The 23,090-nt window shown below is 56.6% G+C and carries 8 protein-coding genes; 5 read left to right on the top strand and 3 right to left on the bottom strand.

All coding sequences use genetic code 11. From position 1 onward, the window contains the following. Window position 1 precedes the first annotated feature (1 nt). The gene (locus GK091_RS25705; protein WP_164043613.1) at window positions 2-1,201 is read right to left on the bottom strand and encodes a glycoside hydrolase family 88 protein; all 1,200 of its coding nucleotides are present in this window, start codon (window positions 1,199-1,201) and stop codon (window positions 2-4) included. 18 nt (window positions 1,202-1,219) lie between these two features. Next, window positions 1,220-2,404, bottom strand: a complete 1,185-nt coding sequence (locus tag GK091_RS25700) for an alginate lyase family protein (RefSeq protein ID WP_164043612.1) — start codon at window positions 2,402-2,404, stop codon at window positions 1,220-1,222. A gap of 377 nt (window positions 2,405-2,781) precedes the next feature. Here GK091_RS25700 and GK091_RS25695 point away from each other — a divergent pair, with 377 nt between their 5' ends. Both GK091_RS25695 and GK091_RS25690 read left to right on the top strand, forming a co-directional pair. Beyond that, window positions 2,782-5,868, top strand: a complete 3,087-nt coding sequence (locus GK091_RS25695; protein WP_164043611.1) for a SusC/RagA family TonB-linked outer membrane protein — start codon at window positions 2,782-2,784, stop codon at window positions 5,866-5,868. 21 nt (window positions 5,869-5,889) lie between these two features. Beyond that, on the top strand, window positions 5,890-7,329 hold the full coding sequence (locus tag GK091_RS25690; protein ID WP_164043610.1) for a RagB/SusD family nutrient uptake outer membrane protein: 1,440 nt from the start codon (window positions 5,890-5,892) through the stop codon (window positions 7,327-7,329). A 226-nt stretch (window positions 7,330-7,555) separates the two neighbouring features. Here GK091_RS25690 and GK091_RS25685 read toward each other — a convergent pair whose 3' ends face one another. Further along, entirely contained in the window at window positions 7,556-11,743 is a 4,188-nt protein-coding gene (locus GK091_RS25685) for a hybrid sensor histidine kinase/response regulator transcription factor (protein WP_164043609.1), read from the bottom strand. Window positions 11,744-12,177: 434 nt separating this feature from the next. Here GK091_RS25685 and GK091_RS25680 point away from each other — a divergent pair, with 434 nt between their 5' ends. The 3 genes from GK091_RS25680 to GK091_RS25670 all read left to right on the top strand — a co-directional run. Continuing rightward, window positions 12,178-17,403 carry a beta strand repeat-containing protein gene (locus GK091_RS25680; RefSeq protein ID WP_164043608.1) on the top strand — a complete coding sequence of 1,742 codons (5,226 nt, stop codon included), beginning with the start codon at window positions 12,178-12,180 and terminating at the stop codon, window positions 17,401-17,403. A gap of 108 nt (window positions 17,404-17,511) precedes the next feature. Next, window positions 17,512-17,721 (top strand): hypothetical protein, encoded by a 210-nt coding sequence (locus GK091_RS25675; protein ID WP_164043607.1) that lies wholly within the window; start codon window positions 17,512-17,514, stop codon window positions 17,719-17,721. A 92-nt stretch (window positions 17,722-17,813) separates the two neighbouring features. Further along, the coding region (locus GK091_RS25670; RefSeq protein ID WP_164043606.1) for a beta strand repeat-containing protein at window positions 17,814-23,090 on the top strand (5,277 nt) is incomplete at its 3' end.

Below are 23,090 nucleotides of genomic sequence, written 5' to 3'. Positions count from 1 at the left end.
GTCAAAACAACGGCTTCTTCTCGTTCAGTTTTTTGGAACGGAGCAGCGCTTCCAGAAAATAGTAATCGGCATAAATCAGTGGTACATCAATTTCGCTGGTCTTCGAGCCGGTGCTGTGTAACAACAGAAACCCGTGATGTTGACCAACCGGCGACCTGTACTGCTGCACTAAACTGCGAATCACCTGATCGGCCCTGGCGCGATATTGCGAGCTGGAACTATATGTACTAAGCTCATACAGTGCAGAGGCCATGATCGCAGCGGCCGATACGTCGCGCGGTTCGTTTGGAATGTTGGGCGCATCGAAATCGTAATAAGGCACCAGATCGGCGGGCATATGGGGGTGATTGAGCATGTAGCGGGCAATCGCTTCGGCCTGTTTCAGAAATTGCGGATCGTTCGTTTCCCGGTAGCACATCGTATACCCGTACAATCCCCACGCCTGTCCCCGTGCCCAGGCTGACTCATCGCTAAAGCCCTGGTGCGTATTTTTTTTGAGCACCTTTCCCGTCAGCGTGTCATAATCCACGACATGATAGGAGCTATGATCAGGCCGGTAATGGTTCTGGATGGTCGTTTTCGCGTGCGTGACTGCGATTTTATAGAACGTAGAGTCGCCCGTCAGGCGGGTAGCGGCAAACAGCAGTTCCAGATTCATCATGTTGTCGATGATGACCGGGCATTGCCAGACCTCTTTGTGGTGATCCCACGAGCGAATGATCCCCGCCGTTGGTTTGAACCGCTTTATCAAACTTCGCGCACCCTGAACAATAATCTCCTGATACGCTTTATCGCCCGTTAACCGATAGCCATTACCATAGCTGCAATACAGCTTGAACCCCATGTCGTGTGTTCCTGTATTCAGTTTCTCCCGCTCCAGGTTAGCCGTAAAACGCCGTGCCTGATCAGCCCACGCCCCCCGACCCGTATATTCGTAGAGATACCACAATTCGCCGGGAAAGAAACCACTCGTCCAGTCGCGGGCAGGAACCAGTTGCAGCGCGCCCGCTTCGTTGAGTGTTCGGGGTGATACCAAAGCTACTTTGGAATCTGCCGCCTTGGCAGCCGCTAGTTCATTGAGCATTAGCTTCGTCTGCTGTTCGGCCTGGTTGAAGGCTGTTTTGATCAGGGAATCGGGGACGAAAGCTGCTAGGAAGCAGGTTACCAGGAGGGATGCGAAAATGAATCTGCCTTCTTTCATGTGTCTGTAGGGTAGGGTTTAGTTTAGCCAGATAATTGGATTACGAACGGGTAGGTTACGTAAGACTTCTTCGACCTGAGGACTATGATCCAGTTTCGTCCAGGTGTTGAACCAGTCGGTTTGCCCGAACGTAACGGCCCCGAACACCAGAAATGGGTGCGCTACAGGCCAGTCGTTCCAGTACATCACATCCGGTTTCAGTGGCCACTTCGCTTTCGTTTGCACAAACGGATACAGGTACGTGATGCCCCGGCGAATGCTACGCCCGTCGGCCGTCTGGTACGTCCAGAGGTTGTCGGTAGGTGTAGATAATAGCTGGCAGATCGTCGTCATCGCATCCAGATTAAACAGCGAATAGCCGTAAGGTTTGGTCCGCCGAAGCTCTTGCGGAAAGCTCCCGTCTGCCGCCATCTGATCAGGTAATAAATGGGTTTTATAGCGCGTCCGGCAGACGTTCAGCAGTGAGTCATTGTTGGTGAGTCGGGCAAAAGCGGCTACCTGCATCACCCAGCAGGTGCCGTGGTTATTTTTAGCGTTCATCTCGTCCTTGCCATACGAGTGTGTCGTGAGCCAGGTCAAATAGTCGGCGAACCAACGCCGAATAGCCGCAACAGAGTGCCTGTTAACCCCGTTGGCTTTTTCCATAGCTCGTAAACCCTGCGCTACTTCCATCAGGTGAATGGTATCGATAATGCCGATACCTCGTCCTGTGAATCGCCCTTTTATCGCCTGTGCGTACAACAGCGACGGATTCATGCGGGTAGCCGGGTCCACGAACCAAGCATTTAGATGCCGAAACGCCTGCCGAACATAGCGTTCATCTTGCGTCAGTAGGTAGGCTGATGCCAACGCGCCCACAATGCGGCTAAAGCGAATGAGGGCTTGCCGATGCGCTACAAAATTGGCTGGATTCGTCAGTCCGTCCCGCTGGATGTAAGGTCCTTCAAGATTTGTCGAATCCGGCCACCAGTAGTCACCCTCCGAAAAGAAATCATGTTTGCCGCCCGAACTACGTGGCGAGGTCTGCGCCGTCACCGTGAGGGGTTGCTGTTGCATGGCCCAGCGAGCTTCTTCCAGATTGTGTAGTTTCAGGATCGAGATGACAGCCGCTTTTGATGGGCTGGAACCGACCGGCTGGGCGCGAACAACCACGGCCAGACACAGGCCAGCGAGAACAACGGAAAGGGATAGCCGCTTTGGCATGGGGTCGAGTAGGGAAAAGGGTTGTCCGACCACGCTGATTTGATCGGATGGGTAAACTAAAGAACGATCGATAGCAGATACAGGAGCAACGAAACGAGCAGCATCACTGATCCCACCTCAGCAAAGGTTACGACAACTCTGTTTTTTTTCACATGGATTACTGAGACATACTGGAGGTGCAAGTTTAGTTACGTTCAATTTTTTCCGGATGGCGTTTACGGGTCTACCAGGCGGACTGATCGTTCAGGCCCCTGAAAAACCGTTCAAAGAGGTGGACGAACCGTTCGATTTGGCTTATTTCTACATTTTATAGGCTCCTGCTAACTACTATTGTTTCATAAAATGAGAAAACCGAATTCACTTAGTTAACAAACCCCATGAGAATTCATGACATTACGTATCCTGTTGGTCCCAATCTTATGAAAAGAAATGGTGTCCGTATCAGCCGATGGATCTGGCTCGCCTGGCTGGTATGCCTGCAATTCCCATTGCTGTTGATGGCTCAGCAAGCCGCCCCGGTTTCCGGGAAAGTGATCGGCGCTACTGGGGAGGCTATTCCCGGAGCGAACGTCGTTGTGAAGGGCACAACAACCGGAACCTCCACCAATGCGCAGGGTAATTTTAGCCTGAACGCCCCGTCTGACGGAACGCTGGTCATCTCGTCGCTGGGCTTTATGTCGCAGGACGTAGCCATTGGTGGTCGCAGCCAGCTGACCGTTAAGCTGGTCGACGATCAGAAAGCACTGGAAGAAGTGGTGGTCGTGGGATACGGTACGCAGCGGAAAAGCGATGTGACCGGTTCATTGTCGTCGGTAACGGCCAAAGAGATTAAAGCCCTTCCGGTAACGGGCGTCGGGCAAGCCCTGCAAGGCCGGGCCGCCGGGGTGCAGGTAACGCAGGCATCGAACGCGCCGGGTGGTGGCGTAACGATTCGGATACGGGGTGGCAATTCCATCAATGCCGGAAACGAGCCGCTGTACGTGATTGACGGGTTTCCGGTCTACAACGAAAGTGGGGCTAACCTGAACCCGAACGACATTGAGTCGATGGAAATCCTGAAAGATGCGTCGGCCACGGCCATTTACGGATCGCGGGGTGCCAACGGGGTCGTGCTGATCACGACCAAACGAGGAAAGTCGGGTCAGAATCGCATCGAATTTGAAACCTATTATGGGATTCAGCAGGTGCGAAAAAAACTGCCGCTGCTGAACGCAACGCAGTACGCAACGCTGGTGAATGAAGCAAATGCAAACGCGAGTCGGCCTGCGGTTTTTACGGATGCGCAAATCGCCGGTTTCGGTGAGGGGACCAACTGGCAGGATGAAATTTTCCGGGATGCCCCCATTCAAAACTATCAGTTGACCGCTTCGGGCGGTTCGGATAAAACGCGCTACGCAGTTTCGGCCAACTACCTGAACCAGCAGGGAATCATTATCAATTCGAAATATGACCGGGCTTCGTTCCGGTTCAATTTCGATCATAAAATCAACGACAAAGTTAACATCGGAACCAGCCTGAACGTCATCCGGAGCCGCAACAACGCCGTTCCAACGGATGCCGATGGGGGAACGAGCGGAACGGTGGTGTATAGTGCCCTGAATTTCTCGCCCACGCAGCCGGTTTACAACGCCGATGGTACGTTGGTGGTCTTCAATACGCCGGGTCGGATCCAGATTGGCAGCCCGGTGGCGCAGGCGTTGGGAACCTATAACCTGACCGTCGGCACGCGGGTAATCGGCAGCGTATTTGCCGACTACAAAATTCTGCCCGGTTTAACGTTCCGGACAAGTTTCGGAGCGGATGTGAATTACGCCAAACGTAGCCTGTATCTGTCGCGGAATACCGCAACCGGTGCACAGCTGGGTGGTCAGGCGTCGATCGTCAATAACCAATCGTCGACCTGGCTGAATGAAAATACGCTGACCTACAACAAGACTTTTGCCAGCGTACATAACCTGACGTTCTTGGCGGGGTACACCATGCAGGGCAACCGGTATGAAACTGTCGAAGCGCGTTCGCAGGGATTTGCCAATGACATCTTAACGTACGAAAACCTGGGCTCGGCTTCCACGGCACTCGTTCCGGGATCGTCGGCCAGCAACTGGCAGCTCAACTCGTACATTGGCCGGGCGAATTACGATTATGCCGGTAAATACCTGCTTACCGCTACCGTGCGGGCCGATGGTTCGTCTCGGTTCGGATCCAGTAACAAATGGGCGGTTTTCCCCTCGGCTTCGGTGGCCTGGCGGTTAACGGAAGAGAACTTCCTGAAAGGCAACACCGTCATCAACGACCTGAAATTGCGGGTTAGTTACGGGTTAAGTGGTAATCAGGAAATTACGCAATACCAATCGCTGGCGACGCTGGGAACCCAGAATGCCAATTTCAACAACACGGTGGTGATTGGCATCGGGCCGTCGCGAGTGGCTAATCCGGATTTGCGCTGGGAAACCACGGCTCAGACAGACATCGGTATCGATATGGGCGTACTGAACAACCGGATCACCCTGACGGCGGATTATTACAACAAGAAAACGACCGATCTGTTGCTGTCGGTGCCGCTGCCCTACGTTTCCGGCTATGCGTCGGCGCTGCAAAATCTGGGCAGTATTCGCAACCAGGGTTTCGAGCTGGGGATCAACTCGACCAATCTGAACGGCGCTTTCAGATGGACGACGGCGTTCAACATTGCCGCAAACCGCAACAAGGTGCTGAACCTGGGCGATCAGACGGAGTTTGCCTCGGGTGATGCCAGCGGACACCTTCAGTTACCAAACTCAGGTCTGGTGCGGGTTGGTGAGCAGATCGGTTTGTTCTACGGGTATCAGTCGAGCGGTATCTTTCAAAACCAGGGCGAAGTAGATGGCTCGGCGCAGCGAACCGCTAAACCCGGCGATCGTCGGTATGTCGACCAAAACGCCGACGGGGCGATCAATGCCAGCGACCGCGTTATTCTGGGATACGCCCAGCCGAAATTATACGGCGGTATCACCAATACGTTCTCCTACAAAGGCATTGAGCTGAGCGTTTTCATGCAGGGAACGTCTGGCAACAGCATTTTCAACATCAACCGGTTCGAACAGGAATCGCTGACGGGCGTGAGTAATCAATCGGCCGAAACCCTGAATCGCTGGACACCAACCAACCCGAGCAACGAGATTCCCCGCGCCAATGCCGTCGGGAATGCCTATGTGCTGTCGAGTCGTCAGATCGAAGATGGCTCGTACCTGCGGGTGAAAAACATCAACCTGTCCTATACGTTACCGGCGTCGCTGGTGAGCAAAATCAAACTGTATAACGTGAAAGTGTACGTCAGTGCCCAAAACTGGGTTACGATCACCAGGTACAGCGGTTTCGATCCCGAAGTGAACCGGTTTGGACAAAGCACACTGAGCCAGGGTAGTGACTACGGTAGCTATCCGGGTAATAAAATGATTCTGGCCGGCCTGAACATCGCACTCTAACCTGCCATTCTTTAGCTCTTTATGAAAACGAATCGAATCTTGTTAATAGCTGCGCTGGCGCTTGGTCTGGGAGCCTGTTCACTGGAAGAAACACCACCTTCGTCGCTGGCTCCGGTCAATTTTTACACGAATGCGAACGATGCTACGGCAGCGGTCAATGCCGTCTACGACATCTCCAACCAGGTGGGCGACCAAAGCCGGAATTTTATCATCATGGGCGACTTGCCGTCGGATGATATGGACCCTCTGCTGAACAATGCCGACCGGGTTCAGCTCTGGAGTTTCCAGACCATTGCCACCAATAGTGTGGTGTCGCAAACCTGGCAGGTAATTTACCAGGGTATCAACCGCGCCAATACCGCCATCGACCGGATTCCGGGGATTCCGATGGATGAAACGCTGAAAAAAAGGCTGATCGGTGAAGCGAAATTCCTGCGGGCCTACTATTATTTTTATCTGGTTCGATGGTATGGCGGGGTGCCGCTGATCCTGAAAGAAACCCAGTCGCTGAATGTCGGTAAAGATGTGGCCCGTGCGAGCGCCGACGAGGTGTATGCGCAGATTGTCAAGGACCTGACTGATGCCGAAACGTCGCTGCCCGACAAGTTTACGGGTATCGATCTGGGCCGGGTGACGGCTGGCGCGGCCAAGTCGATGCTGGCGCGGGTTTACCTGACCCGCAAAGATTTCGCCAATGCCCGCGCCAAAGCCAAAGATGTGATCGACAATGCCGCCAAATACGGCTACGGCCTGTTCGACAAGTACGTTGATGTCTTTGCTATTTCGAATAAGAATGGCAAAGAGTCGGTTTTTGAGATTCAGTTTGTGGGCGGGGGCAGTGGCCAGGGCAGCGGCATGGTGACGTATTTTGCGCCAGAAAACTCACCCATCACGGGCCGGGGTTTTGGGTCATTTATTCCGACGATGGACTTATACAATAGCTTCAAAACCGGTGATAAACGCAAGGAACTGTTCATTAATTCGTACATCGACGGTGCCGGAAAAACCGTCAATACGTTCCAGCACTTCAACAAATACGTTGATCCGTCGGCAAGAGCGTTCGGCGATGCCAACAACAATTTCCCGATCATTCGGTACGCCGATGTGTTGATGATGTTTGCTGAAGCCGATAACGAAATCAGTGGCCCAACGGCTGCGGCTCTGGATGCCATCAACCCCATTCGTCGCCGGGCTTTCGGTTTTCCATTGATCGGAGCCTCCTCGGTCGATTTCACGACTGCATTGACCAAAGACACCTTCCGGCAAGCCATCTGGGACGAACGGCGGTGGGAATTCAACGCCGAAGGTCACCGCTGGTTTGATCTGGTCCGGACCGATCGGCTGGTACCATTGCTGAAAGCGAAAGGCAAAACCAGCATCACCGAAACGCACAAGCTATATCCCATTCCGCAGCGCGAACGCGATCTGAACCCGGTCCTGACGCAAAATCCGGGCTATTAACTACATACGTTATTGCTCGTTGCAAAACCGGCAGGAAGAGGCAAATAGCCAATTCCTGCCGGTTTTGTCTATGGCGGGATTTGCTGTAGTGCATCGGATAATCCCGAGGTGATCTGGCTCTGCCTAAATGCAGATCAGTCTTCCGCTCTGAATAAACCTGGTAAAGCACTAGCTTACCTCTGGAAGGGTCAACGTTGATCCGTCGCATATGAAAGAGGGAGGTCAGTTACTCCTTATCCCGGTAACTACTGGGAGAAACTCCTTTTTCTTCCGAAAAAACCCGGCTGAAGTACCGGGGATTGTCGAAGCCCACGGCGTAGGCAATGTCAGCAACACTCAACGTTGACTGGAGAAGCAGCTCTTCGGCTTTTTGCAGGCGAAGAGTCCTCAGGTAAGGAATTACGGACAGGCCGGTCAGCGCCATCATCTTACGGTACAACGAGTTACGGCTCATGCCCATCAACTGGCAGATCATGGTCGTATCGAGGGCTACATTAGCCAAATGAAGCTCTAGGGTATTGCGCAGTTTCGTTACGAACTGGTCCTCCCGTGCATCAGCTCCGTCGGAGAAAACCGGGTCAGGCTGCACGTTGCCCAGCGCCCGATGGCTATAGTAACGTTGGAGCAGTCGTCTGGTCTGTAGAAGATTACCTAAAACGAGCAGCAACTCTTCCCGCCGGAACGGTTTAACCAAATAGGCATCGCTCCCCCGCCGTAAGCCCGCAATCCGGTCGTCTACCGCGGCACGGGCCGTGAGTAGTACGATTGGAATATGGCTGGTGCGTTCGTCGTTCTTCAGGGTGTCGCAGAGTGCAAAGCCATCTTTGGCGGGCATCATCACATCGCTCAGAATCAAGTCCGGTGTGATCGCCAGGGCCTTGTCAATGCCGATCTGGCCGTTTTCGGCCCGGACGATCTGGTACTCCTCCCGCAGGCAAGTCTGGACATACGTAGCGGTATCGTCATTGTCTTCCACCAACAACAACAAAGGGCGATCAGGAGCTTCCTCCAGCCCGGATTCGACCCAGTCGTGTAGCTCACTCGGATCCCTCCAGACCGGATCTGACGTGACCCGGTCTGACGTGACCCGGTCCGATGCGGGTAAGATGGGCGTTGGCCGCACATCGTCGACCAGAGGTGCCTGCCGCGTCAGGGGCAGCCGAACCACGAATTCAGCACCTGCCCCGGAAGGGTCCGATCTGGAAGGATCAGATCCTTCCAGATCGGATCGATTACGAACCGCCAGGCCGCCCTGCATCAGGCTAACCAACTCCCGCACCAGCGAGAGACCAATGCCGGTGCCACCGTGGGCCCATTCGGTACGAGGTAAACCCGGCCCGGCGTGAGGTGGCCCGGCCTGATAAAAGCGATCGAAGATCTTGGTCAAGCTGGCCGGGTCAATGCCGGGCCCGGTATCGCTGACGGTAAGTTGAATCCAAGGGCCGTTCAGATGCCGGGTTGGCGTCAGTGCTTCGTGGTAATCCGCCTGGGTAAGGGGCTGCCAACGGGATTGACTAACCACTTCACAGCGTACCTCTCCCCCCGCCGGGGTAAATTTAAGGGCATTACCCAGTAGGTTGACGATGATGTCCTGTAGTTTATCCGGATTGAAATCGGCCTCACCTGTCTCCTCCGTGTGTACGATCAGGTGTACGCCCTTCGCCTGCGCTTGCCACTGAAACGTTTCACCGACAAAGCGAATGAAGCGCATCAGGTCCGTTCGCACGAGTTTGAGCGGCATCTCGCCAGCCTCTAGCCGGGAGAGGTCCAGAATCTGATTGATCAGTCGCAGCAGGTTGCGGCCACTGCGTTCGATCAGAAGGGCCGATTGTTGCAACTGGGGATCGGTCCGCTGGGAGAGATTATCAGCCATGCCCAGAATCACCGTCAGGGGCGTACGGAACTCATGGGAGATGTTGGCAAAAAAGCGTGATTTCGTCTCGTCGAGCCGTTGCAGATCCTGCGCCTGCCGGGCAATGGTCTGGGTGGCCTCGTTGACCTGGGTTTGCAGCCGGATCTGTGCCCGCTGGTATCGCCGGTCCCGCCACCGGCCCCAGGCCCACACCCCACCCATCAACAAAAACACCAGCGGAAAAGCAAACCAGCCCCGCAGATAAAACGGCCGCAGCACGTGTACCTCGATGGAGAGCGGGGCCGCCGACATTCGCCCGTCGGCCGACTGCCCCCTGATCAGCAACTGATAGTCACCATAGGGCAGGTTGCCCAGTCGCAGGTACGGTTCGGTCTGGTAGTGCCAGCTATCGTTCAGCCCGCTGAACTGGTAGGCGTACGTATTTTTCTGGGCATCGGTATAGTTGAGCAGCGCGAAGTCGAGGATACTGCTTCGGTCGTTGGGTTGCAGCGTGATCTGATTGGTCCTGAGCAGTTCCGCGGTCTTGTCGATCAGTTTGTTACGGCCGGTGTCGAACTGGCGAAAGGAAACCACGCGCAGGGGCAGATCGGGCAGGGGCGGCTCGGCCTCGAAATCCTGGGGATTGAAGGCCGTTACCCCGTTCAGACCCCCAAAATAAAGCCGTCCCTGCGCATCCTGGTAATGGGCGATGCGGTTGAACTCGTTGTTGGTGATACCATCCTGCACGGTGTAGGTCCGGGTCGTGAGCCGGACTGGATCGAACTGCATGATGCCGTTGTCGCTGCTGAGCCAGAGGTGACCCCGCCGGTCGGCATATACCGCGTAAATATTATCGTTGTTCAGCCCGTCAGCCCGCCGAAACTGGCGGTAGCGGCTCCGGGTACGGTCCCAGCGAATCAGTCCGGCGTTGGCCGTTGCCAGCCAGAACAGCCCCTGCGGGTCCTGGTAAAAATGCTGGTAGCTGTCGGCTGGTAGCCTGAAAGCCCCCCGGCCACCCCGCCAGTAGCGGGCCGTAACGCCCCTTTTGGGATCGATGGTGTAAAGGCCCGTTGTGGCGCAGAGCCAGAGCGTACCTTGCCGGTCGGTGCCAATGTGTAGTACGTGGGCGTGCGCCAGCTCGGGAAACTGATTGTAGCCCCGGAAGTTGGTAACCTGGCTAGTGACCGGGTCGACCAGCCACAAACCGGGGTCCCCACCGGCCAGCAACCGGCGGGGACTGGCCAAAAACGGATGAATGTTCCAGATGGCTCCGGGCCTGGGTATGGGCGTTATGCTGGTTTTGGTAGTTTGATAGTCATAGGTCACCAGCGTATTTTCTTCACCCAGATATAATTTGCGTCCCACTTTACCACTCAAACTTCTGAATGACCGTCGATTGGAAAACACCTGGCGGACCGAGGTTCCCGAGAGACTGCTGGCGAATAGCCCCATGTCATTCTCCAGATTGGTATAGAGTGTATCGCCCACGACGGTAATGCCCCGGGCTGCGGGTTGTTTTCCGATGCCGTCCAGGTAGAACAACCGCTGGAAATAATTCTGACTAATCCGGGTCTGGTAGAGGCCAAAGCTGGTGCCCAGCCAGAAACTCCCGTTTTTGTCGCGAAAAAAGCTTCGGTTGTCGACAGAACCACCGGACAGTTTGTTGCTGATGTCGACAAACGGCCGATTGGCTGTATCTCGCAACTGATACCCATTCCAGACCAGTCCGCTCCGGTCGAAGGCATAGAGAAGTCGCTGTTGTAGTTTCTCTGAACTGATCTGCTCAACGGGTTGCTCCTGCCGCCGACCCGACACGTCGATTTTGAACAGGTGGCCCGAATACGGTTGCAGCGGGTCTGTCGACGTCGTGTAAAAGAATTCCGTACCCGCATGGCGCTGCCCGAAACAGGTATGAATAGTTTCGGAGTGGTCGTACGTACGGAGTACGCGCCCATCCGGTGTGAGTTCCACCAGTTGTTTCCCGTTGGCAATAACCCAAACGGTATTGCGGGCGGTAAAGGCCACCAGTGTCAGTGTCGTATACTGGGGTAACGGTACCGTCTTCAGGCCCGATCGGGGGTGGTAGGTATTTAGCCGGCACGGCTGATAATCTACGAAGGCGATTGTTCCTTTTTGACTAGTCAGCAGTGTCTGTTGCGGAAATATCGGGGGGAGGTTAGGCCGGAGCTGTTTGAAGCGTTTCTCGAAGGAGGTGGCCACGCCCGTTACCGGATCGAAGAGGGTGATGTCTGCTTTCCCCTCGGGCCCTAGGAGCCACAGCAGCCCGTCGGCATCCTGCGCGATGGAACGAATATCGTCAAAGTCGAGCCCGTTTTTCTCCTGGGTGTACGTCGTGAACGTTGCCCCGTCGAAGCGGTTGAGCCCAAACTTGGTACCGAACCACATGAAGTCCCGGCGATCCTGGAAAATGGCGTTCACTTCACGGTGGGCCAGGCCGTCTTCGGGGCCATATCGCTGAACGGAGGCCACAAAATGCTGCGCCCTGGTAAATGAACAGAAACCGACTAACAGGGCTAAAACCAGGCCAACTACTTGCTTCAACGTATGCTATTTTAGTACCTGTTTCGACGAACGGGACGCCAAATATAAGTAGTATCTTAGTAAGATAGGTATACTAGACATGTATTCATTTACGGCTCACTGGCCTACCCGGAAGGGGCCGGGAAGCCGCTCCTGACAAATGGCCTGAGTCGCTGAAAATACAATACATAAGATACGTTTACCCGTTGTTTTTTGCACTTTTTGACCATACTGCACCAAATGTGCACATGCTTGGGTGAAATATGCACCTATTTGGGCGAAATATGCACATATGTTTTTGGGCATTGACCTAAACTTGCCCCGGCATTGTCTCACCCCGCTTCCTCCCTTCACTGGGCAGACGTTGCCCCGATCTTTTCCACAGACAACGTCTAACCTGCCAACACCATACGGGGCGGATTTTCTTTCTACGTAACCATCCAACTGATCACTTTATGACGTGTTCTTTACCTTCTTTTTTCTGGTTTAGCCTGCGGGCGCTCAGCCTGCTCCTGCTAAGCAGCGGTCTGCTGGCCCAGGCCCAGTCGAGCGTGACCCCAGCCACCACCGGGGCGCAAACCGGGCAGCCCGGCACAACTGTTCCGGAGATAAATCTACTACCAACGGACCACCAGCCCCTGCCAGTTCCAGCCCCGACTCGATCAGCCCGGTTGATGGCCCCGGCTGCGTCTACCATCCGGTACGTCAAAGCGGGCGCTACGGGTACGGGCGCGACCTGGAGCAATGCCTCGGGTGATTTGCAGGCCATGATCAACGCGTCAGCATCAGGCGATCAGGTCTGGATGGCGGGGGGCACCTATAAACCCAGTACCAGCGGGCTGACCGACGCCCGAAGCGCTACCTTTAGAGCGAAAGCGGGAGTGACTATTTTGGGCGGCTTTACAGGGGCGACAGGCACCGAAGGTAACGCTGGTGCCCGTACGACCACCCCGTCGTCCACGACGCTATCGGGCGACCTGGGCACCATCGGCGATCAGGCTGACAACGCCTACCATGTCGTCTACGTCGGCCTTAATGCAGGCGAAGTAGCGCTACTCGATGGCCTTTGTATGACGGGAGGTAACGCCAACGGCAGTACTGGTACAGACAAGCGGGGGGGCGGTATATGGATCAGTGGTAACGTGTCGCTGGCCAACTGCCAGATCACGGGCAACACCTGTATTGAACTTGGCGGTGGCATCTATCTGCAGAACGGCGCTACCGGCGGGAGTTGGAACAACTGTCAGATTATCAACAACAGCGCGCCCCAGGGCAATGGCTCTGGGGCCGGGGGAGCGCTACTAAACTGTTCCAACTACCAGTTGCGCAACTGCCAGTTTACGGCTAACCAGACGTCCTATCTCGGCGGAGGTCTCTATATAAGTGGATCAACCCCAATTCAGCTAGTGAGTTGCGTCTTTGATCAGAACGCGGCCACGGCCTTTGGCGGGTTTGGGGCCGGGCTAAATCTCAACTACAGTAGTGCGACGATTGTCAATAGCTTCTTCACGCGTAACAGGGGTAACTACGGGGGCGGTTTGTTGAGCGGCAACGGGTCGGTAGCCACGTGCATCAATACAACCATCAGGGCCAATACGTCGGGCGTAGCGGGAGGGGCCGTGTATTCCTTTAATGATGGCAGGATCAACCTGACCAATTGCGTCTTATGGGGCAATGGCGGACAGAACGTTGCGGCTGGGTTTAATAACTATTTTAGTTACACATTAACGCAACCCATCCCTTTCAATTACAACGACCAGGGCGGTAACATCATCGCCACGTTTGATCCCTTTGAGAACAGCACCGGACCGGACCTCAAGGCCTGCGCCCCCGCCATCGATGCGGGCAGCGATGCGGTCAACGCGACGACTACCGATGTGCTGGGCAATGCCCGCAAGGTGCGCACCATCGACATGGGGGCCGCTGAATTTAGGGGCACGTCCTACACCCTGTCCGTGACGGCGCAGGCTACGCCCTCGGTGGTTTGCGTAGGCATCAGTACGAGTCTGCAAGCTACTCCCAGCGGATCACCCAATACGCCATACAGCTATACCTGGGTTGCTCCAGCGGGAGCCACGCTAAGCAGTACCAGCGATAATCCTACTTTGGTCAAGCCCACCACTGCGGGAACGCCTAACTTTACGGTCAATGTAACCGATAGACTGGGCTGTCTGGCTACCGCCAGCGTGAGCGTCACCGCCAATGCAGTACCAACTCAATACAGTGTTACCGGCGGGGGCAGCTACTGCGTCGGGAGTAACGGGGTAGTCGTCGGCCTGTCGGGTTCTGAGACGGGGGTGAATTATCAGCTACAGCGCGACGGTAAGGCCGTGGGTAATACGATAGCCGGCACCGGTAGCGCGCTCAGCTTTGGCAGCCAGACCGCAGCTGGTAACTACACCGTGCAGGCCACCAATGCCAGCACGGCCTGTCAGCAAAGCATGACCGGCTCCGCCGTCGTAACGCCCAACCCGCTCCCGACTCCGTTCAGTGTCACCGGTGGCGGCAGCTATTGCGCAGCGGGTAGTGGGGTGGTGGTTGGCCTGGCGGGCTCGCAAACCGGCGTGAGCTACCAGCTGCTGCGCGATGGCAATGCGGTGGGTAATGCGGTAGCCGGCACCGGTAGTGCGCTCAGCTTTGGCAGCCAGACCACCACAGGCACCTACACCGTACAGGCGATCAACACCAGCACGACCTGTCAGCAAACCATGAGCGGTTCGGCCACGGTCATCGTGGGCAACCTGCCCACCGCTGGCCTGATCAACAACGGCCCTCTGAGCTGCACGATGACGACCGTCACCCTGACGGCCACTGGAGGCCGTTCCTACACCTTTACCGACGGAAATGGCCAGGTACTGACCGGGACCGGGGATACCCGGAGCGTGAACAGCCCGGGCATCTACACCGTGCGGGTGGCCAACGAGGCCGGCTGTACCAGCACCACGACCACCAGCGTGACCAGCAATACAGTTGTCGTTACGGCTACCCTATCAGCCAGCCCCTCGACCACGCTCACTTGCTCCCAGCCCACCCTGACGCTGACGGCCTCGGGCGGGGACACCTACCGCTTCAGTCCCACCGTGGCCTCCCAAAGTGGCAACCGGGCTACGGTGACCCAGGCCGGGGTGTACTCGGTGACGGCGACCAGCACTACCACGGGCTGTTTTAGCACCACCAGTATCACCATCAGCCAGGACAATGCGGCTCCGTCGGCTAGCCTGGCCAGCAGTGGGCCCTTGAGTTGTACCATGACCAGCATGACGCTGACGGCCAGCCCCGGGGGGCAATCGTATAGGTTCAGTGACGGAGCCATGCCCATCGGAACCACCAATCAGGCCATGGTCACGACAGCGGGTATTTATTCGGTGACGGTGCTGGCGGGTAATGGCTGCTCATCGGTAGCCAGCACCACCGTGACTGGGGATCAGACGCCCCCGACGGTATCAATCAGTCCATCGAGCGCCACCTTGACCTGCGCTAACCCATCAGCAACGCTGACGGCGGTGGGTACGGGTAGTTTCCGCTGGAACACCGGTGCGCAAACGACCACCATCACGGCCACTACCGCTGGCCCGTATTCAGTGACGGTGATGGGCAGCAACGGCTGCGTAGCCACGGCCAGTGCCCTGGTGAGCAGCGATCAGACCGCCCCGTCAGTAAACATTACTCCCACCAGCGGCACGCTGACCTGCGCCAGCCCGACACTGACGCTGACGGCTAATACCAGCGCCCCGACCCTGCTATGGAGCAACGGGCAGACGACACCCAGTATTACGGTGAATACAGCGGGTACCTACTCGGTGACGGCAACGGGCAGTAATGGATGCTCGGGCACCAGCAACGCGGTACACATCGAATCCGCCCAGGATGTCCCACCGGCTACGCTGGTGGCCAGTGGCGGGCTGAGTTGTGCGGTGACGAGTGTGACACTAACGGCCAACGCGGGTGATGAGCTGAGTTACCGCTTTAGCTCAGGGGTCACTCAGATGGGAACTAGCAACACGGCCACGGTGAACATCGCCGGAACCTACTCGGTCACCGTGACCAACACGGCCACGGGTTGCACCAACACGGCCAGTACAGTCGTGACTCAGGACAACAGCCAGCCCACGGTGAGCATTAGCCCCACCACAGCGACGCTCACCTGTGGCCTACCAACCGCCACGCTCACGGCCAGCACGTCGGTCAGCAGCCTCACCTGGAGCACGGGCCAAACCACGTCGAGTATTTCGGTCAGTGCGTCCGGTACGTATTCCGTAACCGTAACCAGTGCCAACGGCTGTATGGCGATGGCGCAGGCAACGATCAGCGGCACGACGAATGCCCCTACCGCCCCAACGCTGGCGGCTAGTCCAGCGACCGCTACCACTAACCAGCCCATCACCGTCACGGCCAATGGCTGCCCGGGGGGGACGATTAACTGGACCGCTTTGGGTGGAACAGGGCAGGCTAACGGCAACACCTACACGCTCTCCCAGCCGGGCAACTATACCCTCTCAGCCACCTGTAGTTTGAACGGTTGCACCAGCAGCTCGTCCACTCCGCTGAGCGTGCAGATTCGTCCCGGTGGCTTTGCCATTACGGGGGTGAGCATGGTCAACTGTCAGTTGATCGATGAAGCTAAGGGTGGCTACCAGGTGCAGTTCACCCCCCAGTACGCGGGGCAGAACAGTAATCCCATCAGCTTCTCGGTGGTCAACGAACTGGCCCCCACGACGGCTCCGGCACCCTACGCGCTGCGGCTCTACACCGACAACCCGGTGATCACCCTGGTCGCTACGCAGGCGGGTAACGCGGAAGCGCGCTTTGCTTACAATTGGCTGGCTTCCTGCCAGAGTGGCACGAGTCCGAATCAGCCGCCGACCACCACGGGTGTTCCTAGTCAAAGCATTCTGGTAGGTCAAGGCTATCAGTTACAACTCGCCACTTATTTTTCTGATCCTGATGGACAGGCGTTGAGCTTCCAGGCGTCGGGTTTGCCAGCGGGCTTAAGTCTGAGTGGTTCGATCATCAGCGGTGCTCCTTCGCAAACAGGGGTATCCACCGTCAACGTAACGGCGATTGATCCGGGTGGCTTGCAGGTGAGTACGAGCTTCCAATTGACGGTGAACCCGATGCCAGTGACTCCACCGACAGGTTTCGCCATCGTGGGGGTCTCGACGGTGAGCTGTCAGGTGCTCAGTGCGGGCGAACGGCGGTTGACCTTCACCCCCCAGTACGCCGGGGTAAGCGCAGCACCCATCAGTTTCTCGGTGGTCAACGAGCTGGTGGCTACTACCAATCCGGGTCCGTATAGTCTGAACCTATACACCGACAACCCGACCATCACCCTGAGCGCCCAGCAGGGAGCCACCGTGAGTACGTATCGCTACAACTGGCTGGCTGTGTGTACGCCATCGGCCCGAATAGGCAGTGGTGAAGCGGGTGCGCGTCTAACCGTTCGGGTGTTGGGTAACCCCGTAGCCGGTAACTCCGCCGAGGTAGAGATCAACGGAGCAGCGGGTCAACCGGTGCAGCTCAACGTAGTGGATGGGCAAGGCAAGTCGGTCCATACGCAACGAATCGATCAGGCGGGTGCCGTGGAACGGGTGAGTCTATCGCTGGGTGCCAGCAACGGGGTTCTGCTTTTACGCGTGAGCACGCCCACCCAGCAGCAACACGTCAAACTCCTACGCTTCTAGCTGGTTCGCATGCCTCCATCCCTTCGACAGGGCCCATCCTCAACCGATGCCGCCCTGTCGAAGGGATTAGACTCACCCAGTAGCCGATTACACCCTTACTGAATGACGATGAAAAAACAGACCCCCGCCGACGAGCCGCTCGGCCACCCTTTGCCGACGACTCCCGCCGATCACGACTTTGAATTACTCTACCAGCGCTATCTGGGCAAGGTTTACCAGACCTGTCTGTCGCTTACCAACGATACCCAGGCCGTCCAGGATATCTCTTTAAATCGGGATTGGTTGCGGAATCTCTGTGTTCGGGCGAGGGATGAGTAGCGGCTGGCTGGTTTCCGGCGCTGCGCGAGTCGTCCGCCATTTTTCATAAATCAACGTCTTTTCTCCGTAAACAACGATTTTAAAAGTATCCTATGACACGTTCTTTACCTTCTTCTATCCGTTTTCTGGTGCGGGCTCTCTGTTTGCTCGGGCTGCTGTCAGGCGCTAGTCTGCTGGCTCAGGCCCAGTCGAACGCGACCCCGGCCGTTCGCTACGTTAAACCAGCAGCTACCGGGAACGGTAGTGGCAGCAGTTGGGCCAATGCCAGTGGCAACTTGCAGGCCATGATAACGGCCAGCAGCAGTGGTCAGCAGGTCTGGGTGGCAGCCGGTACGTATAAACCCGGTGGTAACGACAACGCCGACCGGACCATCAGCTTTGCTATGAAGAATGGTGTGAGCATGTACGGAGGCTTTGCCGGCAACGAAACGGCGCTGAGTGCCCGCCCAGCCATTAACCTGACCACCCCCTCGACCACCATTCTTTCCGGTGATATTGGCGAAGTAGGCTATCCGGATGACAACAGTTTTCACGTCATTCTGAATCGCCTTGGAGTAACCAGCATCACGGTGCTGGATGGCTTTGTCATTACGGGTGGCAATGCCAACGAACCAGGGCCAGTTCAGGAGCCACAGAATATTGGGGGGGGAATGTGTAATGTTGGCCAGTCATCGTTCGCAAACCCAAGTTCCGGTCCGCCCAGCAGCCCACAAATCAGCAATTGTTTGTTTACGGCTAATTCGGCTGTTTCCGGTGGGGCTATCTACAACGGCGGTATCTCGGGAGCGAGCGGCTCTGTACTAACCAACTGTGTCTTTCGGGCAAATACCGCTTCCAACGGTGGGGCAATCTATAACGTTGGAGGATCTGATTCCGCCATCCAGCCCAAACTGACGGACTGTCTTTTTCAGGCCAATTCAGCGACCATCTCCGGCGGGGCTATCTATAACAATGGTTCTTCTAACCGTACGAGTAACCCCGAATTGACGAACTGCTCGTTTCAGGACAACAGTGCTGCCTCCGGCGGGGCAATTTACAACGATGGAAAAAGCGATGGAGGTAACAGCAGCCCGACGCTGACCAACTGTTCGTTTAAATCCAACCGTGCAGACAGCAGAGGTGCCGCTAGCAACGATGAGTATTTTGATGCCAACAATAGCGGAGGAGCCATTGTCAACTATGGGGATTTTAATGGTAACAGCAGCCCACTCATTCGTAACTGTTCGTTTCAGTCTAATTCGGCGGTTAGCGGTGGTGGGGCCATTTTCAACCTAACGGGTCGTGTTCGCGGGGGTAACATGAGTAGTCCTAAGCTGACGAACTGTTTGTTCCAATCCAATATCGCTCCCTCCGGCGGTGCCATCTACAACTTTACCAGATACGAGGGTGAAATCAACCTGGTGCTGACCAACTGTACCTTTCGAGCTAATACAGCAGCTAACGGCGGGGGAGTGCTATATGGCTTTGGGTATGGCAATAATTCTGTATCTACATCCACCCTGATCAACTGTATACTGGTTGGCAATGGCGGAGCCAACACGTTTTACAATAATTCAACGACGATCTCAGCCACGTATAGTTTATTTGATGCCTCCGTGACTGGCTATTCGGGAAGTACGGGTAATCGTACCGCCACCGTCTCGCCCTTCGCCAGCGCCAGCGATCCAGCTCTCTTCGCCTGTAGCCCGGCTGTCAACGCGGGGCTGAACTCGGCTACTGGTTTAGTAGGGGTTACGACTGATCTGGCGGGTAATCCCCGCATCTTCGGAGACCGGGTTGATATGGGTGCCTACGAGTATCAGGCCGCCGGAGGACTTACCATCACCGTCCCCATCGTGAGCACGGCGACGCTAGGTGTAGCCTTCAGCCAGACCTTTACGGCATCGGGCGGCACTGCCGGATCGCCGGACCGTTCCTACAGCTACAGTCTGGCCAGCGGTAGTTTACCCGCTGGACTAAGTCTGGCGTCCAATGGCACGCTGAGTGGCACACCTACTCAGTTGGGCAGTTTTTCGATTACCGTTAAAGCTACGAATGCCACCAGTTGTTCGGGGGTGAGTGCGGCCTACGTCCTACGCGTAGTGTCCGCTACGCCCATCCGCTACGTCCGGGCGGGTGCGACGGGCAGCGGCAACAGCTGGGCCGACGCCAGTGGGGATCTGCAAAGCCAGATTAACTTCACCGGTGCTGAGCAGGTCTGGGTAGCTGCTGGTACGTATAAGCCCGGCCCGGCGGGCAACACCGACCGCACAATCAGCTTCTCGATGAAAAACGGGATACCCATTTACGGCGGCTTTGCGGGTAACGAAACCAGCCTGAGCCAGCGGGTGCTGAGTAATCCGCTGATGACCGTACTCAGTGGCGACATTGGTACCGCGGGCAATTCCGCTGATAACAGCTACCACGTTGTCAATAACCCCCCCGGCCTGACCAACTCGGCGGTGCTCGATGGCTTCCTCATTACCGGTGGTAATGCCAACAGCAACTCACCTGACGATTCGGGCGGGGGAATGATCAACAATGGCAATGGCGCTAACAACGGCTGTAGCCCCCTGATTCGTAACTGTCTGTTTGTTGGCAATTCAGCCGCCAATGGGGGCGGGGCCCTCTATAACGCCGGTTTCACCAACGGCAACAGTAGTCCCAGCCTGATCAACTGCGCCTTCCAGAACAATACTGCCGGTCAGGGTGGGGCTATCTTCAACGATGGCAGCGTAGGGGGCAACAGTAATCCCAGTCTGACCAACTGTTCGTTTCAGGCCAACTCGGCGGGTTCCGGCAGGGCGATGAGCAGCGTTGCCTTTCAAGGAACCAGCCGCCCCGTCCTGATCAACTGCGTGGTGTGGGGTAACGGCGGGGCTAGTACCTTCACCAACCAGCAGGGCGCTTTGATCACCACCAGCTACAGCTTGTTCGAGTCGTCGGTAACGGGCTACAACCCTGGCACGGGCAACCTGACCACCACTACGTCACCGTTTGCCAGTACTACGACCACCCAGTTGAGATGTGGCTCGGTAGCCATCAACGCGGGCGACCCGGCTACCCCAGCCACCACCGTTGGCAGCATCGATCTGGCCGGTAATGCTCGTTTCTTCAATGGGGGGCGTATCGACATGGGCGCTTACGAAGCGCAGGGTAATTCGTTTAACGTAGTCATTACGGCTAGCCCATCATTGACCATCACTTCAGGCCAAAGTGCTACCCTCACTGCATCGGGAGGGTCAGGTCAACCGGCCGATGCCTACGCCTGGAGCACTGGGGCTACTTCAACCAGTATAGTCGTCAGCGCGGCCGGGCTTTACTCGGTAACAGGTACCACCACGGCGGGTTGCTCGGGTACGGCCAGCGTCACGCTGACGGTTAACCCGCTCGCTTGTGGGGCAGGCTTAACGGGTCCCATCTGGACAGGTTGCTTAAGTACCGACTGGAATACGGCCGGTAACTGGGCCTCGGGCGCGGTGCCCACCGCCACCGATGACGTGGTCATTCCCTCGGCACCGGCCAATCAGCCTGTGCTGAGCACCGCGGCAACGGCCAAATCGGTCGAGGTGCAAAGCGGGGCCTCGCTGAGCATCACGGCTGCGGGTACCCTGACCATCAACAACGCAAAGAGTCTGGATGGGAATACAGTGGCGTTCAGCAACCGGGGAACGGTGCAAAACGCGGGTCAGCTGGTGCTGGGCAACACAGCCGCCCTTGGTCAGATCGGCTTCTGGAATCGTGGCATAGCCAACAACGCCGGGGGGCAGATCAGCATCGACCGGTCTACGGCTTCGGCATTGCTAAACTCATCGGGAACGTTTACCAATACCGGGGCCATCACGATTGGCGGCACTGCGGACGTGGGCAGTTTTGGCCTTCGAGTGGACGGGGGAACCGTTACTAACAATCCGGGGGGAGATATCACCATCAACCGGACTGCTGCCAGAGGGCTAATAAATGAAGCCAACTTCGTCAATGCGTCGAGATTGACCATTGGTAACGTAGCGCTGTCAGCGCAGGACTGTATCGCCAATAATAGGGCGTTTACCAATACGGCCACCGGTGAGATCAGGGCTGACCGGGCATTTGGCAATGGCATCTGGAACACCGGCGGGGCGTTCCGGAATGACGGAAAAATCGGCATCGGAACGATTGCCTACACGGGTGCTGCGGGTATTCTCGTCGATGGCACCTCATTCGTCAACAGCGCCGGTGCCGAAATCCAGATCGACCGGGTAAATCGCGGTCTGACGAACAGAGGTAATTTTACTAATGCGGGCCAGATCCGTATGGGTAACCGCGTGGCCCTAGGTGAACGGGGTATGCGGAATGGCAATGGGGAGGGGACCGCAGCGGCTGTGTTTACCAACCAGGCCGGGGGGCTCATCCAAATCGACCAGACGGCGTCCGGTCAGGACGGTATTACCAATAATGGGATGGCCACCTTCACTAATGCCGGTACAGTCGCTATAGGCACGTTGGGTAGCATCGGGGGCAATGGCATCAGTAATGCGGGTACTTTTTCCAACAGCGCCTGCGCCACGTTAACGGTCGCTGCTCCGATCAGCAACAGCAACAGTTTCACCAATGCGGGCCTGTTCACCGTCAACACCACCCGAACCCACAGTAGCACCGGTACGCTGACCAACAACGGCCTCCTCAGCTATCCCCAAGGCAATCCTTTTACCAACGTGGTCAATAACGATGTGATCGCGGGACCCGTCAGCAGTTGCGGCAACACCATCAATCCGGCCCTGCAACTGGGCGGTAACAGCAGTCAGTTTTCGGTGGGCACAACCTGGTATACCGATCCGGCACTAACCCAGTCGGCGGGCACCTATGACCAGGGCAGTAATACGTTCACGGCCACTAATCTGGCTCCCGGCAGCAGTACGACGCTGTATGTTGCGGCCACTGACAAGGCGAATGGCTGTACCAAAACGTTGTCAGTCAGCGTCACGCTGAATGCAACCGTGACAGCCAGCATCAGCCCAACGAATCCAACATTGACCTGTGCCAGCCCGACGGTGAGCCTGACAGCCAGCGGGGGCAGTAGCTACGTCTGGGACGATAAGTCAACCAACGCCGTTCGGACGGTCAGTTCGTCCGGTACTTATTCGGTAACGGTGGTGTCAGCCAACGGCTGTTCGTCGGTGGCCAGTGTAAGTGTAGGTCAGGATCAAACGGCTCCGGTAGCGAGTCTGGTGAGCAGCGGCAGTCTAACCTGCTCGGTAACGAGTGTGACCTTAACGGCCAGTCCCAACGGGTTGAGCTATCAGTTCAGCAATGGGGCAAGCCAGATCGGTAACACGAATCAGGCCACGGTGAGCAGTGCTGGGATGTATTCAGTAACGGTCCTCTCGGCCAATGGCTGTTCGTCGGTGGCC

Origin of the sequence: Spirosoma agri, from assembly GCF_010747415.1 — a bacterium.
GTDB lineage: Bacteria > Bacteroidota > Bacteroidia > Cytophagales > Spirosomataceae > Spirosoma > Spirosoma agri.
The sequence above is the reverse complement of the archived record's forward strand: the minus strand, read 5'-3'. Positions and strand labels throughout refer to the sequence as shown.

What these genes read in the sequence shown, in the direction of transcription:
- GK091_RS25705 (WP_164043613.1), bottom strand. Translation starts at nt 1,201, where the DNA reads ATGAAAGAAGGCAGATTCATTTTCGCATCCCTCCTGGTAACCTGCTTC.
- GK091_RS25700 (WP_164043612.1), bottom strand. Translation starts at nt 2,404, where the DNA reads ATGCCAAAGCGGCTATCCCTTTCCGTTGTTCTCGCTGGCCTGTGTCTG.
- GK091_RS25695 (WP_164043611.1), top strand. Translation starts at nt 2,782, where the DNA reads ATGAGAATTCATGACATTACGTATCCTGTTGGTCCCAATCTTATGAAA.
- GK091_RS25690 (WP_164043610.1), top strand. Translation starts at nt 5,890, where the DNA reads ATGAAAACGAATCGAATCTTGTTAATAGCTGCGCTGGCGCTTGGTCTG.
- GK091_RS25680 (WP_164043608.1), top strand. Translation starts at nt 12,178, where the DNA reads ATGACGTGTTCTTTACCTTCTTTTTTCTGGTTTAGCCTGCGGGCGCTC.
- GK091_RS25675 (WP_164043607.1), top strand. Translation starts at nt 17,512, where the DNA reads ATGAAAAAACAGACCCCCGCCGACGAGCCGCTCGGCCACCCTTTGCCG.